The sequence below is a fragment of the Siccibacter turicensis LMG 23730 genome (genome assembly GCF_000463155.2).
Taxonomy (GTDB): Bacteria; Pseudomonadota; Gammaproteobacteria; order Enterobacterales; family Enterobacteriaceae; genus Siccibacter; species Siccibacter turicensis.
Genome location: NZ_AWFZ01000028.1, coordinates 960505 through 974791, shown reverse-complemented (window position 1 = coordinate 974791; position 14287 = coordinate 960505). Strand labels below are relative to the sequence as shown.

The 14287-nt window shown below is 56.5% G+C and carries 13 protein-coding genes; 5 read left to right on the top strand and 8 right to left on the bottom strand.

Going from position 1 to position 14287, the window contains the following annotated elements:
* Positions 1–29: 29 nt before the first annotated feature.
* Positions 30–578 (bottom strand): flavin reductase family protein, encoded by a 549-nt coding sequence (locus DW58_RS08890; RefSeq protein WP_024549720.1) that lies wholly within the window; start codon positions 576–578, stop codon positions 30–32.
* A 66-nt stretch (positions 579–644) separates the two neighbouring features.
* Positions 645–2228: an EAL domain-containing protein gene (locus tag DW58_RS08885; RefSeq protein WP_024549719.1), complete on the bottom strand. Its 1584-nt coding sequence runs from the start codon at positions 2226–2228 to the stop codon at positions 645–647.
* Between the two features lie 129 nt (positions 2229–2357).
* Between DW58_RS08885 and DW58_RS08880 the strand changes: the two genes are divergently transcribed.
* The gene (locus DW58_RS08880) at positions 2358–3080 is read left to right on the top strand and encodes a GntR family transcriptional regulator (protein WP_024549718.1); all 723 of its coding nucleotides are present in this window, start codon (positions 2358–2360) and stop codon (positions 3078–3080) included.
* Here DW58_RS08880 and DW58_RS08875 read toward each other — a convergent pair.
* On the bottom strand, positions 3068–4267 hold the full coding sequence (locus DW58_RS08875) for an enolase C-terminal domain-like protein (protein ID WP_024549717.1): 1200 nt from the start codon (positions 4265–4267) through the stop codon (positions 3068–3070). The two genes, DW58_RS08880 and DW58_RS08875, sit on opposite strands and share 13 nt — an antisense overlap.
* Before the next feature lie 297 nt (positions 4268–4564).
* Between DW58_RS08875 and DW58_RS08870 the strand changes: the two genes are divergently transcribed.
* The 4 genes from DW58_RS08870 (at position 4565) to ykgO (ending at position 8591) form a co-directional block, all read left to right on the top strand.
* Positions 4565–5941 carry a PTS transporter subunit EIIC gene (locus DW58_RS08870; RefSeq protein WP_024549716.1) on the top strand — a complete coding sequence of 459 codons (1377 nt, stop codon included), beginning with the start codon at positions 4565–4567 and terminating at the stop codon, positions 5939–5941.
* Between the two features lie 231 nt (positions 5942–6172).
* Positions 6173–8071 (top strand): methyl-accepting chemotaxis protein, encoded by a 1899-nt coding sequence (locus DW58_RS08865; protein WP_024549715.1) that lies wholly within the window; start codon positions 6173–6175, stop codon positions 8069–8071.
* 116 nt (positions 8072–8187) lie between these two features.
* Positions 8188–8451, top strand: coding sequence for a type B 50S ribosomal protein L31 (locus DW58_RS08860; RefSeq protein ID WP_024549714.1), 264 nt, complete (start codon positions 8188–8190; stop codon positions 8449–8451).
* Complete coding sequence (gene ykgO / locus DW58_RS08855) at positions 8451–8591, top strand: type B 50S ribosomal protein L36 (protein WP_005125190.1); 141 nt, start codon at positions 8451–8453, stop codon at positions 8589–8591. The genes DW58_RS08860 and ykgO overlap by 1 nt, the downstream gene beginning before the upstream one ends.
* Positions 8592–8628: 37 nt before the next feature.
* Here the strand turns inward: ykgO and DW58_RS08850 are convergent, their stop codons facing one another.
* From DW58_RS08850 to acrB, 5 genes are all read right to left on the bottom strand, one after another.
* Positions 8629–9117: a YlaC family protein gene (locus DW58_RS08850; RefSeq protein ID WP_024549713.1), complete on the bottom strand. Its 489-nt coding sequence runs from the start codon at positions 9115–9117 to the stop codon at positions 8629–8631.
* A gap of 125 nt (positions 9118–9242) precedes the next feature.
* Positions 9243–9794 (bottom strand): maltose O-acetyltransferase, encoded by a 552-nt coding sequence (maa, locus tag DW58_RS08845; RefSeq protein WP_024549712.1) that lies wholly within the window; start codon positions 9792–9794, stop codon positions 9243–9245.
* Positions 9795–10018: 224 nt separating this feature from the next.
* Positions 10019–10237 (bottom strand): HHA domain-containing protein, encoded by a 219-nt coding sequence (locus DW58_RS08840; RefSeq protein ID WP_024549711.1) that lies wholly within the window; start codon positions 10235–10237, stop codon positions 10019–10021.
* 28 nt (positions 10238–10265) lie between these two features.
* Entirely contained in the window at positions 10266–10640 is a 375-nt protein-coding gene (gene tomB, locus DW58_RS08835) for an Hha toxicity modulator TomB (RefSeq protein WP_024549710.1), read from the bottom strand.
* Between the two features lie 486 nt (positions 10641–11126).
* Complete coding sequence (acrB, locus tag DW58_RS08830; protein ID WP_024549709.1) at positions 11127–14276, bottom strand: multidrug efflux RND transporter permease subunit AcrB; 3150 nt, start codon at positions 14274–14276, stop codon at positions 11127–11129.
* Between the last annotated feature and the right edge of the window lie 11 nt (positions 14277–14287).

The following is a 14287-nucleotide window of genomic DNA, read 5'->3' as shown; positions in this document are numbered from 1 at the left end:
GGCGGTGCCGGAAGGCACCGCTGCGGTCATTACGAGACTTTGGTAAACAGGTGGCTGACGTCCAGCACCTCGCCATCGGTACGGAATACCCCTTCTCCGGCGTAGTGCAGGGTTTGCGGCCACGCCGGTTCCGGTTTCACCCGGGCGTGCACCACTTCGAATATCAGGAAGTTGTAGCGCGATGCGAGCGCGTCGTCGTGGAGACGGCACTCAAAGCTGGCGTGGCATTCGGCAATCCCAGGCGCGGCCACCCGTTGGCTGGCTTCCGGTGTCAGGTTGAAACGGCTGAACTTATCCAGATCGTCCCCGTCACAGTTGCCGATCCTGGCGACGGTTTCCGCCATATCAACGGTTGGCAGATTGATCACGCACTCGCCGCTCTGGCGGATCATCTCGTAGCTGTGATTGCCGGCGTCGATCATGCATCCCACCAGCGAGGGGGAGAAGGCGAGGATAGTGTGCCAGCCGAGGGTCATGATGTTGTGCTCGCCCTGCCAGTGGCTGCTGAGCAGCACTACCGGACCTGGCTCCAGCCAGTGACGAACCTGATCGACCGGGTACTCTACTTTCTTGACCATACGCTTCGCTCCGTTCATTCCACTAAAGCGCTAAGCATAGTGGTAAATCGGCGGTTATGCCGGGCATCACGACTCCAGCAGCGACTCATCTTCGTTTTGCCCAAGATTGCGTTCGGCCCAGGCGATAAACGCCGGGCCGGGCAGCGCTTTGCTGTAGAGCCACCCCTGGCCGTACTGCACGCCGTGCTGGTGCAGCCAGGCTTCCTGATCCGCATCCTCCACACCCTCGGCCACCATCTCCAGCTCAAGGGAGCGCGCCATATCGATGATGTGGGGCGTGACCCGTTTGCGATCCAGCGCGGCGATAAACGACTTATCGATTTTAAGGATATCGACATCCAGCTCCTGCAGGTAGCTCAGGCTGGAGTAGCCGGTGCCAAAATCGTCGATGCACACCGGGTAGCCCGCCTGACGATAGCGCGCCAGAATCGGGCCGGTGATCTCCGGCTGTGCAAAGCTGCGTTCGGTGAGTTCGATGGCGATCTGGTGGTGGGCCACGCCGTATTCGTCGCACAGCTCATTGAGCCGATCGAGCAGAACTGTGGAGGTGAGATCCTGCGCCGCCAGGTTGATGGCAATGTGCTGGGTCGGGTGCTCGCGCAGCCACTCGGCCATCTCTGCAAAGACGTTATCCACCACGTAGCGGCTCAGCTCGTTGATCATCCCGGTCTGCTCCGCCAGGGCAATAAACACCTCGGGAGAGAGCTGGGTGCCGTCCGACTGCTGCCAGCGCACCAGCGCTTCGGCCCCCACCACTCTGCCGCTTTGCAGCTCCACCACCGGCTGATAGTGCAGGGTAAGGGCGCGGTGTTTCAGGGCGTTAGCCAGCCGGTAGCGGGAGGTTTGCATGCGCGTCAGCAGGCTGGAAATAAACGCCGCCGCCAGCAGGCTGATAAAAATACTGACGGGCATCCACATCGCCAGCTGGTCGCGCCAGGCTTTTTCCTGCGGCGCCAGTGACGCCCAGGAGACCACCATCAGGTTAAACTGAGGCATCGGCTGCAGCTCATAGCGGTTGCCGTCGAGGGTAACTTTAGAGAGGTGCTCCCGCTGCGCGATCTCCAGCACCTTTGGATTTAACGTGCTGGTGCTGGCGATGACACGGTTGCTGAGAGTGCCGAACAGCGCGAGATGAAGAGGATTGCTGCTGAAGGGAATAGTATCAATAAACGACAGGGGATCGATGATCACCACGTAACGTTTAAGGCCTATCGCCACCATCTGAAAGTTCATCCCCAGATCGCTGCGCGAGGTGTACCAGGCGCGGTAACCCCCGGCGTTGATGGCGTCTGGTTTCGGGAGCGGAGGCTGGCTGCTGCTGCTCTCCAGCGACGAACAGCCCGGGGTGAGGCCGTCCAGCCAGATAATCTCCTGGATGTAGCGATGGGTGTAGGAGAGACGCCGCAGGCTCATCAGGTGCTCCGGGCTGCAGGGCTCGCTTTGCAGCTCGTTAAGCACCTGTAACGTTTCGCGCGCCTGGTCGATCACCATCCCGATACGCGCCTGGGTGCGGGCGGTATAGGTTTCCAGCTCCTGATTGAACGTGCGACTGGCGTTGTTTTTGGCAAACCAGATGCTCAGCGCGACAGGGAACAACACCGCAAGGATTAGCACGGCGGTGACAAGACTCTGTAGTTGCCTGTTGGTCATGTCATTTTCCTGAGCGAGCGTCGGGGCGGTGAATAGTAGAGTTAATCACAGGACGGTGGTTTTTGCCTGGATGGGAATGTTATCTTTTGCGACAGCACCGGTTTTTGATCTCAGCCGCGACGGAAGCACATGAAGAAGAAAGAGTTCGTTACCCAGGATCTGTTGAGCAAGATTTACCAGAGCGAGCCTGGGGAGCAGCGCAAGCTCCCGCCGGAAAGAGCGCTGGCGGCGGAATACGGCGTGTCACGGTTTACCATTCGGCAGGCGCTGGAGAAGCTCGCCAGCATCGGCGTGGTGCGGATCGTTCAGGGGTCGGGGATCTGGATCAACGACAACATCCGCAGCAATCCGCTGGTCTACAACTCCATCACCGAAAAGCGCTTCGATCAGATTCAGTTTCGCATGGTGAAGCTGCACAAAAAGCTGCCCGGCGTCGAGGAGCAGCAGGTGTTCGGTATCGAGCCCGGCGCGTTTATCTGGCAGTTCTGCCGGCTACGGCTGGTGGATGGCGCCCCGGTGCAAATTGAGATATCAAGTATGCCGGTAAGCCTGTTCCCGGATCTGAACCAGCAGGTGATTGAGCGCTCTTTGCAGCAGTACGTGCTGGCACGCGGCTACCGCATTTCCCATATGCTGACCAGCTACCGGGCGGTGAGCGTGTCGCGCGAGCAGGCGGTGCTGCTCGGCTGTAAGAAAGGAAGCCCGGCAATGCACATTGCTAACCGGGGCATTCTGGAGGGCGGCCGGGTGTTTGAGATCAGCGACATTATCGACATTAACTACACCTGTACCTACGTTATTCCGTTCAATCAGGACAATCTCGCGTTTCGTCAGGGCACTCAGGGGGTGTGAATCGCCCCGTTTGGCAGGCGGCTCTGGGTCCACTCATGCGGACGATACACCACCGGCCACTTACGCGCTTCGGCCTCATTAAAGCCCACGCCGATTCCCGGACGCTCAATCGGGTAGATAAAGCCCTGCTCCGGTGCGGCGGCGTGCGGGAATACCGCCGCGGTCTGCGCGCTAACCGGGATGTACTCCTGCACCGCGGCGTTGTGCAGATGAATGTTAAGGTGAGTGTTCACCGCCACGCCGATGGGGGTCATATCTCCCGGCCCGTGCCAGGCCAGCCGCACGCCAAACGCCTGGCACAGCACCGCCAGCTTGAGCGCCGGGGTGATGCCGCCGATCTGTGAGACGTGACAGCGGATAAAATCGATCTGGCGGTTGACGATCAGATCGTGCCACTCCGCCGGGTTGTTAAACAGCTCGCCCATAGCCAGCGGGACGCAGCTTTGCTGGCGTATCTGGGCAAGCCAGGCGCTCTGCTGCGGCGGGAGAATGTCCTCGATGAAAAACGGCTGGTACGGCTCAAGGGCTTTCGCCAGCTGCACCGCCTGCTGCGGGAACAGCCGCTCGTGCACATCGTGCAGAATGTGAAAACGGGTACCGTACTTTTCGCGCAGCGCCTTAAACATGGTGACGGTGTTCGCCATGTATTCATCCTGGTCAAAGTACGCGCCCACGGTAGGGGAGCGGGTGCTGTGCATCTCCTGCGGCGTGCCGCCGTAGAAACCCAGCTGACAGCGAATATGGCGGTAACCCTCGTCAAGCAGGCTGTCGACGTTGGCGAACAGCCCGTCGAGGGTTTCGCTGCTGGCGTGGGTATAGGCGGCGATGGCGTCTTTCGATTTGCCGCCGAACAGCTGATAGAGCGGCATGCCCGCCAGCTGGGCTTTGATATCCCACAGCGCCATGTCGATGCCTGCGATGGCGTTATTGCTCACCGGCCCGTTTCGCCAGTAGGCGTTAACGTTCATCATCTGCCACAGATCTTCAATATGATTGGCATCCCGACCCACGAGCAGCGGCCGGAGATACTCATCCACCAGGGTTTTTACCGCCAGCGGGCGCTGCTGGAAGGTTGCGCAGCCGTGGCCGGTAACGCCTTTGTTGGTGGTGACACGTACCACAATGAGGTTGTGGCGATCGGGGCGTGTGATAAAGCAGTCGATATTTTCAATGAGCGTAGGCAACACGGTGATACTCCCTGGGCCTGAAAACAGCAGGCCGGTTGCGACATTTATTGAGATAATGCCGTCACTATCAACTAAACATTCCGCCTGCGTAAACCGCTTTTTTAAATAATTTTTATTGGTCAGAAAGCAGTGGAAATAACGCCATAAAAACGGACCAATTTGGCAAATATGGAACTGTGATGCCTTTTATCAAGGCGAGATGTGACCGTCGTCATGTTTTATTGGTTTGTTTTGTTATGGCGATTTACCTACCATCACTGTTATCAATGACAACAATATATTATCGGCGGACGTTTTATGGGGACACAGGAAGCAATTACGCACATTATTCGTCTGGTGGGCGGGAAGAGTAATATTAATAACGTCTGGCACTGCATGACCCGGCTGCGTTTTGATTTAATCGACGATAATAAAGTTGAACAAAGCGAAATTAAAAAAATACCCGGCGTGCTGGGCGCGCAGCTTCAGAGCGATCAGTTCCAGATTATTATCGGCCCGAAAGTGAATACCTGGTTTGAGCAGTTGCAGACCCTGCTCGGCGGCGGCGCGGCAGCCGGACAGGATGCGGCCGCACCGGCGAAGGGGCGTAAAAGCCTGGTGTCGCTGTTTATGGATACCGTGTCCGGGGTGTTCGGCCCCATCGTACCGGCCATTGCCGGTGCCGGGATGATCAAAGGCCTGCTGGCGGGGCTGGTGGCGCTGAACGTGGTGTCGGCGAAAAGCGATACCGTGGTGGTTATCGATCTTATCGCCAGCGGCGTGTTTTACTTCCTGCCGTTTTTCCTCGCGGTGTCGGCGGCGAAAATCTTTAAAACCAACGAATACCTGGCCGCTGCGGTCGCGGCCTGCCTGATGTATCCCTCGCTGATTGAGGCGGCGAAAAACCTGGCGGCGGGCGGTCCGGACGCGGTGAGCGCCTTCTGGCTGCTGAACGCGATCCCGGTTTCGGTGTTTAACTACGCCTCCAGCGTTATCCCGGTGATTTTCTCCATCCTGGCGCTGAGCTACATCCACCGCTGGGTGGACAGCTTTATGCCGGACGTGCTGAAAACCGTCTTTACCCCAACCCTGACCCTGTTCCTGGCGGCGCTTGCGGCGCTGGTGGTGATTGGCCCGGTGGGGATCTACCTCGGTAAAGGGCTGGCGCTGTTTATTGAAGGGCTGTTCAGCATTTCGGCGAGCTTCGCCGGGCTGGTGGTCGGGGCGATCCGTCCGGTGGCGATCCTGACCGGGATGCACCATGCCATGACGCCAATTGCGCTGCAGAACTTCAGCGATCGCGGCTACGACATGCTGATGCCGATGATGTTTATGGCCAACATGGCGATTGCCGGGTCGACCTTTGCCATCTGGCGGCTGAGCACCACCCGTGAAGATAAGACCATCACGCTGTCAGCGGGCGTGTCGGCGCTGCTGGGGATTACCGAACCGGCGCTGTTCGGCGTGCTGACCCGCTACAAGAAAGCCTTTATTGCTGCCACGGTGGCAAGCTCGCTGGCCTCGGCGTTTATCGCGTTCTTCGGCGTGCGGCTCTACGGCTACATTCTGTCGAGCATTTTTAGCCTGCCGGCGTACATCGGCCCGTACCTGATATTTGCACTGCTGGGCGTGGCGATTGCGCTGGTGCTCTCCTTCGTACTGACCACGCTGCTGGTGAGAAAAGAGGGCGTCTGAGAGGGGCGGCGCGGGGCCAGAGCAGGGCGCCGCGCCCGGGAAAATCTTTCATAATACGTCAAATTATTACAATGTATTTCAATAATTGTTACAGTTTATATACAGATCAGCGGGTTAATCACACTTCCAAAAAAGAAACATTTTCTCTGCACGTTTACGGGTCAAGTTTGCCGTCCCGGTGCCGTTGACCATTGAAGGCGCATGGCCTCATTGTCACCAGGGAATTTGTTTATGTTCAAAACCACGCAGTCCCGTTTCATCCTTACGTTGTGCCTTTTCTTTATCATATTGGTGGGTGTTACCGCGCTTGCGGTCACGCTCTTCGTCAGCCCGCAGATTAAAAAAACCGAAACGCAGCTTATTCGCTATGAAGTCGGTAACGTGGCGGGCAGCATTGTCGAGCAGATGAACCGTGTGCAGGCGCAAATGCGCAGCGTCACGCAGTCTGTGACCATGCTTTCCAGCGAGCAGATCGATGTTGTGTTGCCTGCGCTGGTGGACCAGTACAAGGATGTTAACGTGTTCGGCGGCGGTATCTGGCCGTTACCACAGAAGCGCGAGGCAGGGCGCGACAAGTTCAGCACCTTCTTTGCCCGTGACAACAGCAACACATTGCAGGTGAACACCTACTGGAACTCGGACGCGGCGCCAGCATATTACGAGCAGGTATGGTACAAGGGCGGCCTCGCGGCGCCGGTCGGGCAGTGCGCCTGGGCGAATGCCTATCAGGACGATGCCAGCCCGCAGCCGCGCACCAACTGCGCAATGAGCATCGTCAAAGACGGCCAGCCGTGGGGTGTCGCCACCATCGACGTCACGCTGGGCTTCTTTAACCAGCTGGCGAAGCAGATGGATGAAGCCATTCACGGTCGCGTACTGATTGTGGAAGCCGACGGTAAAATCGTTGGCAACGCCGATCAGATTGGCAAAGCCGCCAGCCTGACCAACGTGGCGCAGCTGAACACGCCGATGTCTACCGCCCTGAGCAGCGTGCTGAAAGGCTACGATCCGAGCACTCAGCACGAGCAGGAGTATGACAACGATGGCACCTCGCATACCCTGATTCTGCAGGCGATCAAAGGCAGCCCGTGGATCATCGCCGTGGATCTGCCCACCTCCCTGCTTACCAAACAGACCAGCACCATCATGACGCGTCTGGGTCTGGTGCAGATCCCGCTGGCGCTGCTGCTGCTCGGCGTGCTGGTGGTGTTTATCCGCTCCATGACCGGTCGTCTTGCGGATCTGAACCGCAACATCAGCCGTCTGTCGGCAGGCGGGGCCGATCTGACTCAGCGCTTGCAGCCTGGCAGCAGCCCGGAATTCAACGCGGTGATCGACAGCTTCAACGGCGTGATCGGCTGGCTGCAGGAGATGCTGCGCCAGGTCGGTGACAGCGCCCGGGCCATCTCGTCCGCTTCGCAGCAGATTGCCACCGGCAACCAGGATCTCTCGGCGCGTACCGAAGACCAGGCCAGTTCCATTGAGGAAACGGCGGCGTCGATGGAGCAGCTGACCAGCACCGTGCGTCAGAACGCCGATAACGCGGCGAACGCCAACGAGCTGGCGCGTGATGCTTCGGCAGTGGCTGAACGCGGTGGCGATGTGGTGAAACAGGTGGTGTCCACCATGAACGCGATTCAGGCGTCATCGGGCAAAGTGGTGGATATTATCAGCGTCATCGACAGCATCGCCTTCCAGACGAACATCCTGGCGCTTAACGCCGCGGTAGAAGCCGCACGCGCGGGCGAGCAGGGCAGGGGCTTTGCGGTGGTGGCGCAGGAGGTACGTAACCTTGCGCAGCGCTCAGCCCAGTCGGCCCGGGAGATTAAACAGCTGATTGAGGCATCGGTGAACAACATCGACCACGGCACGCAGCTGGTGACCGAAGCGGGTAAAACCATGGAAGAGGTGACCCAGAGCGTGCGCAACGTGACCACGCTGATGAGTGAGATCATGTCGTCCAGCCGCGAGCAGAGCGCGGGGATTGAACAGGTTAACCTGGCGATCAACCAGCTCGACAGCACCACGCAGCAGAACGCCTCGCTGGTGCAGGAAGTCTCTGCCGCCTCGCACTCCATGTCCGAACAAACCCAGCAGCTCAATCTGGTGGTTGCTGGCTTCAAGCTGTAATCCCTGCCGTTACCCTCTAGCGCACCGCCCCGGCGGTGCGTTTTTCTGTGGCTTGCTTTTTAATCGTCCCGGTCGTACGATATTGTTATGTTATAACGTAAACAAAGGTCACGTTCATGAAAGACGGCATCCATCCGCTTTACCGCACCGTGGTATTCCACGACACCAGCGCCAACGAATATTTCAAAATTGGTTCCACGATCCAGACCGATCGGGAAATTGAGCTTGATGGACAGACATGGCCCTACGTGACGCTTGATGTCTCATCCGCGTCGCATCCGTACTACACCGGCAAGCAGAAAACCTTCTCAAACGAAGGCAGCACCGCGCGCTTCCAGCAGCGCTTTGGCCGCTTTCTTGGCGCTAAAGGAGAGAAATAATGCAGGTGCTTAACTCGTTACGCAGCGCAAAGCAGCGTCATCCTGATTGCCAGATCGTCAAGCGCAAGGGGCGCCTGTACGTGATCTGCAAAACCAATCCGCGCTTTAAGGCCGTACAGGGAAGGAAGAAAAGGCGTTAACAAAACCGCCCCTCTCGCGATGGAGAGGGGCGGTACATTATGCGTTGGCAGGAACGCCGGAAGGGGTAATGTTTTTATCCAGCGAGAAGATGTCGTAGAACGACAGGGTCTTCTTGCGGCTGAGCATTTTAGTCAGCATCTCTTTCTGCGCGGCGTCGACGCGCGGTGAATCCATAATGGCCTGAACCAGCGAGGCCGGCACGTCACGCGTGTTGTACCACTCTCCGTTGTAGCACACCCTGAAATCGAGCACGTCGATGTCTTCGTAGCGATAGCGTGGATTGACGTCGAAAAAGACAAAGCCGTTCAGCAGCACAAACAGCACTACCAGCAGCCAGACGGAGCCCGACAGGGTTTCCGATTGCATCATGACGGCCAGGGTGGCGATCCAGCCAAGATACATACCGATAAATAAGCCAGGGTGTTTGCGAATAAAGCTGATGCTAAAGCGTGGGCGATTGTCGCGTTTTTCCTGGCGATTGAGTTCGTCGATGGTTTCAGTAAGCAGGCGTTGTATTTCTGTCATTCCGGGCCTTCTAAGTGATGCGCAGCGGGCGCGGGAAAGTTTTTTGATATTGTAAAAATCATCGGCGGTGGAAAAAAGTAACAGATGGCGCTGAAAAAAGTATAACAGTTCAGCGCCAGGGGACGTCAGACGGTTTTGATGATGCGCGCCGGGTTGCCGGCCACCACGCTGTTATCAGGCACGTCTTTGGTCACTACCGCGCCGGAGCCAATCACCACGTTATGGCCGATGGTCACGCCGGGGTTGATGATTGCCCGCCCGCCAATCCAGACGTTATCGCCAATGGTCACCGGCTTGCCATATTCCAGGCCGCTGTTGCGCTCAATCGGGTCCAGCGGGTGGGTGGCCGTGTAAATATGCACGCCGGGTGCCAGCATACAGTTTTTACCAATGTGCACCGGGCAGACGTCAAGGATAACGCAGTCGAAGTTTGCGTAGAAATTCTCGCCGAGGAAAATGTTATAGCCGTAGTCGCAGCGAAAGCTCGGCTCTATATAGGCGTTTGACGCCTGACCCAGCAGCTCTCTGAGCAGATCTTTACGAACCGCGGTTTCATCAGGGGCCGTATGGTTGAAACGGTGCACCAGGTGACGGGCGCGAATACGATCTTCCCGCAGGGTTTCATCGCCGGGACGGTAAAATTCACCGGCAATCATTTTACGCTTCTCTTCGCTCATTCGTATTCTCCATAATTAACGACAGAGTTAACGGTAATGCAGCGTGGGGGAAAAGCAAACGTTCGCCTTACGGCTTTGCGTAGCGCGTAGCAAAACGCGGACGGGTACCGCGTCAGGTATGCCAGCATTTACGCACGGGCGCAGGGCGCGTTACGCTGGGTAACTCAACATTTCTGGCTTCAGGGTTTCAGACTGGCAGGGAGCATTTCCGGTAACGCGGTTAATTAGCGAACGAATTTCCACACTGACCCAGGAATTTTGTCATAAAGCTTATTCATGGTCAGTTCTGCCAGACGGTGGTCGGCGGCGGAATAAAACACGGCCAGCTCATTATCCGGTAATTCATATTTATTTTTTTCGATCACCCGTTCCAGCGTGTCAATAGACTGACAGCGGCGCAGGCGCATCAGATAATCAGTTTTCGTTAAAGGCTTTGTGGACATTTTTTCACCTTAAGTGATTGTAGTAGTTTTAAAACGAGAGACTCACCGGGTTCGCCCGACTCACATTGAGGAAACACCGAAACAGACGATTGCCCGACTTACGCCATTTCTGCAAGTCCTGTGCATTTATGCCGTAGTTACTGAACAACATGAAGGTGTCGTCCAGGTATTCATCAATTTGCTCAATGAGAATATTGTCTTCATCGTGCTTAATTTTGTAATTAAGTGCGAAGGTTGCTATGTGTTCGATCAATTCATTCAGCTGTAGATTAATAGCTGACGTAGGATCGTTGACCCAACCGTGGTTGCTTTCACCGAGGTTAGTAAGACAATCACGATACAGGGTTTCGCAGAGAAATTTAAGCTGCGCTATATCATGCCTCTTTGGTGAGTATTCGTCCATAACGCATCCCCCTTTTTAGTGAATTTTTTGATTACTCAGGTTCATAACAGGGGTAACCGCCGCGGTAATTGACGCCTGCGTGCCTTGCCGTGGCATATTAACTATAAATCAGGCTTAAGGATTTTTCCTTCTGCTATTACGAAAAATTACATTTTGTGAGGCGCAAAAAAGGGCGCGCCGGAAAGGGATAATGCCGTGATAACACCGGGCGGTGGCGTCTGATGCCTGCCTCGGTAAGTTATTAATACATTGATATATTATCTTAAATCATCTGCTAATAATAAAAACCGACACCGGACAAGGTTATTCGTAAGAATACTCTGAATTAGTCCGGGGGAATGTTTCGGTATATTCCCTTTATTTCACGACTATTCGTCTATTCTTGTCACGCAAATTAATTTTTTCTTAAGGTTATGCCTTTCATTGCGATTTGTTTTACCGCCAATAAAAAAGGCCGCTTGCGCGGCCTTTTCTGTTTAACAGGTATTAATGGTGCTCAACCTTGTGGCTGTGCTCAACGTCTTCATTCTTGCGGCTAAAGCGGCGGCGAACCACCACAAAGAATACCGGAACGAAGAAGATTGCCAGCACGGTGGCCGTCACCATGCCGCCCATAACGCCGGTACCTACGGCGTTCTGCGCACCGGAGCCAGCCCCGCTGCTAATTACCAGCGGCATTACCCCGAGGATAAACGCCAGTGAGGTCATCAGAATCGGACGCAGACGCATACGCACCGCTTCCAGCGTGGCTTCAATCAGCCCTTTGCCCTCTTTATCCATTAGATCTTTGGCGAATTCGACGATAAGTATCGCGTTCTTCGCCGACAATCCAATGGTTGTCAGCAGGCCCACCTGGAAGTAAACGTCGTTAGTCAGGCCGCGGAACGAGGCCGCAACCAGCGCACCCAGTACCCCCAACGGCACCACCAGCATGACCGAGAACGGAATGGACCAACTCTCATACAGTGCGGCGAGGCAGAGGAATACCACGATAAGCGAGATAGCGTACAGCGCAGGACCCTGGTTACCCGACAGACGTTCCTGATAGGACATACCGGTCCAGTCGTAGCCGATACCTGCCGGCAGCGTGCTGGCCAGTTTCTCCATCATGTCCATCGCTTCACCGGTACTGCGACCCGGCACCGCTTCACCCAGGATCTCCATCGACGGCAGGCCGTTATAGCGCTCCAGTCGCGGTGAACCATATTCCCAGCGGGTGCTGGCAAAGGCGGTGATCGGCACCATCTGGCCTTCGGAGCCACGCACGTACCAGTTGCCGATGTCTTCCGGCAGCATACGGTATTGCGCTTCGGACATGACGTACACTTTCTTCACGCGGCCGCGGTCAATGAAGTCATTGACGTAGCTTCCGCCCCAGGCTGCCCCGAGCGTGGTGTTGATATCGGTAATTGATACCCCCAGCGCCTGTGCTTTTTCCTGGTCAATATCAATTTTGAACTGCGGCGTATCTTCGAGACCGTTAGGACGCACCCCTGCCAGCAGGTCAGGGTGTTTTGCCACCTCGCCCAGCAGCTGGTTACGCGCCTGCGTCAGTTTTTCATGGCCCAGGCCGCCCTGATCGATAAGCTGGAAGTCAAAGCCGGTGGCAGTACCCAGGTCAACGATCGCCGGCAGGTTAAAGGCGAACACCATCGCATCGTTAATCTTCGAGAAGGTGCCCATCGCCCGGCCTATAATCGCGCCGACTTTGTTCTCGTCACCCTCACGATCCTCCCAGTTTTTCAGCGAGACGAACGCGATACCGGTGTTCTGGCCGCGGCCTGCAAAACCAAAGCCGTTAACCGCAAACACCGAGTTGACGTTCGCTTTCTCTTTTTGCAGGTAGTACTGGGTCACTTCATCCAGCACTTTCTGGGTACGTTCCTGCGTTGCACCCGCCGGGAGCTGCACCATGGTCAGGAATACACCCTGGTCCTCTTCCGGCAGGAAGGAGCTTGGCAGACGAACAAACAGGTAGGCCATGCCGACCACAATGATGATATAGAGCAGCAGATAACGACCGGTGCTACGCAGGATGCTCGCAACGCTGTCGGTATAGTGGTGCGTGCTCTTATCGAACATGCGGTTGAACCAGCCGAAGAAGCCTTTCTTGCCTTCGCCGTGATCGCCTTTGGCAATCGGCTTCAGCATGGTGGCGCACAGCGCCGGGGTCAGGATCAGCGCCACCAGCACCGACAGCACCATCGCGGAGACGATCGTGATCGAGAACTGACGGTAGATTGCGCCGGTTGAACCCCCGAAGAACGCCATCGGGATAAATACCGCAGAGAGCACCAGCGCAATACCTACCAGCGCGCCCTGAATCTGTCCCATCGACTTACGCGTTGCCTCTTTTGGCGGCAATCCTTCCTCCGCCATGACGCGCTCGACGTTCTCTACCACCACGATGGCGTCATCCACCAACAGGCCTATCGCGAGCACCATCCCGAACATCGTCAGGGTGTTAATCGAGAAGCCGAACGCACCGAGAATGGCAAAGGTCCCGAGCAGTACCACCGGAACAGCAATGGTCGGGATCAGCGTGGCGCGGAAGTTTTGCAGGAACAGGTACATCACCACAAACACCAGCACGATCGCTTCGGCCAGGGTCTTAACCACTTCGTTAATGGAGATCTTAACGAACGGGGTGGTGTCGTACGGGTAGACAATCTCAAGGCCCGCCGGGAAGCTTGGTTTCAGCTTTTCCAGCTCGGCGCGAACCGCATTCGCGGTATCAAGGGCGTTCGCACCGGTCGCCAGTTTAATCCCCAGACCGGACGCCGGCTGGTCATTGTAGCGGGCGATAATGTCGTAGTTTTCGCCGCCCAGCTCGATATTCGCCACGTCACGCAGCAGAACGCGCGACCCATCCTGGTTCACCTTCAGCAGGATTTTGCCGAACTCTTCCGTAGAGGTCAGACGGGTCTGCGCAATGATGGAGGCGTTAAGCTGCTGGCCTTTCACCGGCGGAGTACCGCCTAACTGACCGGCCGCCACCTGGGCGTTCTGCGCTTTGATGGCGTTGATCACGTCAACCGGGGTCAGCTGGAAGTTGTTGAGCTTGTTCGGGTCCATCCAGATACGCATCGCATACTGCGAGCCGAACAGCTGAACGTCACCCACACCGTTGGTACGGCTGATCGGGTCCTGAATGTTGGCGGCGACATAGTCGGAGATATCTTCCTGAGTCATGGTGCCGTTAGTGTTAATGACACCCGCCACCATAAGGAAGCTGCTCGCCGATTTCTGAACGCTGACGCCCTGCTGCTGCACTTCCTGCGGCAGCAGCGGCATTGCCAGCTGCAGTTTGTTCTGCACCTGCACCTGCGCGATGTCCGCGTCGGTACCGGATTCAAAGGTCAACGTGATCTGCACCGTACCGGTGGAGTCACTGTTGGATGAGAAGTACATCAGGCCATCAATACCGTTCATGTTCTGTTCGATAACCTGTGTCACGGTATCCTGAACGGTTTTGGCATCAGCGCCGGGGTAGGTTGCCGAGATCGTCACCGCCGGTGGCGCAATAGAGGGATATTGCGCTATCGGCAGGTTGAGGATCGACAGTCCCCCAGCCAGCATGATGATGATGGCGAGCACCCACGCGAATATAGGGCGATCGATAAAGAAATTAGGCATGTCTTAACGGC

Bases quoted from the DNA above. Each gene is read 5' to 3' on its own strand.
- DW58_RS08850 (WP_024549713.1), bottom strand. From the start codon at position 9,117: ATGACAGAAATACAACGCCTGCTTACTGAAACCATCGACGAACTCAAT.
- tomB (WP_024549710.1), bottom strand. From the start codon at position 10,640: ATGGACGAATACTCACCAAAGAGGCATGATATAGCGCAGCTTAAATTT.
- DW58_RS08860 (WP_024549714.1), top strand. From the start codon at position 8,188: ATGAAAGACGGCATCCATCCGCTTTACCGCACCGTGGTATTCCACGAC.
- DW58_RS08885 (WP_024549719.1), bottom strand. From the start codon at position 2,228: ATGACCAACAGGCAACTACAGAGTCTTGTCACCGCCGTGCTAATCCTT.
- maa (WP_024549712.1), bottom strand. From the start codon at position 9,794: ATGAGCGAAGAGAAGCGTAAAATGATTGCCGGTGAATTTTACCGTCCC.
- DW58_RS08840 (WP_024549711.1), bottom strand. From the start codon at position 10,237: ATGTCCACAAAGCCTTTAACGAAAACTGATTATCTGATGCGCCTGCGC.
- DW58_RS08890 (WP_024549720.1), bottom strand. From the start codon at position 578: ATGGTCAAGAAAGTAGAGTACCCGGTCGATCAGGTTCGTCACTGGCTG.
- DW58_RS08870 (WP_024549716.1), top strand. From the start codon at position 4,565: ATGGGGACACAGGAAGCAATTACGCACATTATTCGTCTGGTGGGCGGG.
- DW58_RS08865 (WP_024549715.1), top strand. From the start codon at position 6,173: ATGTTCAAAACCACGCAGTCCCGTTTCATCCTTACGTTGTGCCTTTTC.
- DW58_RS08880 (WP_024549718.1), top strand. From the start codon at position 2,358: ATGAAGAAGAAAGAGTTCGTTACCCAGGATCTGTTGAGCAAGATTTAC.
- acrB (WP_024549709.1), bottom strand. From the start codon at position 14,276: ATGCCTAATTTCTTTATCGATCGCCCTATATTCGCGTGGGTGCTCGCC.
- ykgO (WP_005125190.1), top strand. From the start codon at position 8,451: ATGCAGGTGCTTAACTCGTTACGCAGCGCAAAGCAGCGTCATCCTGAT.